The organism is Facilibium subflavum (assembly GCF_003574485.1).
In the GTDB taxonomy this organism is placed as follows: Bacteria; Pseudomonadota; Gammaproteobacteria; order Francisellales; family Francisellaceae; genus Facilibium; species Facilibium subflavum.
This window is the reverse complement of sequence record NZ_QLIT01000339.1, coordinates 1-507: the sequence shown is the minus strand read 5'-3', so window position 1 is coordinate 507 and position 507 is coordinate 1. Positions and strand designations below refer to the sequence as shown.

Annotated in this window: 1 protein-coding gene; it reads right to left on the bottom strand. The window is 34.9% G+C overall.

The genetic code is table 11. From position 1 onward, the window contains the following. A partial coding sequence (locus DNK84_RS13805) for a threonine--tRNA ligase (protein WP_268876911.1) occupies positions 1-507 on the bottom strand: 507 nt, incomplete at both ends.

The window sequence follows — 507 nt, the reverse complement described above, 5'->3', positions numbered from 1 at the left end:
AACTTGCTCAGGTGAACAAAAAATATGACCATCATCTTGAGTAAAGCTTCGAACCCTCATCAAACCATGCAAAGATCCTGATGGCTCATTTCTATGTACTATACCAAACTCAGCCATTCTAATAGGTAAATCGCGATAACTATGTAATTTAGTATTATAAACCTGCACACAAGTTGGGCAGTTCATTGGTCTAATTGCGAAATCTCTATTTTCTGATTTAGTTGAGAACATATTTTCAGCATATTTTGAAGCATGTCCAGATTTTTCCCATAAACTAAAATCTGCTATTAATGGCGTACGAATTTCACCACAACCATATTTATTGTTAGAAGCTCTCATATAGTCTTCTACTTCACGCCAAATCCTAGTTCCATTATCATGCCAAAAAGCTATCCCAGGAGACTCTTCCTGGAAATGAAATAAATCTAAAGCCTTACCAATCTTTCTATGATCACGTTTTTCTGCTTCTTCTATCATATGAAGATATTGCTCTAAATCTTCTTTAGT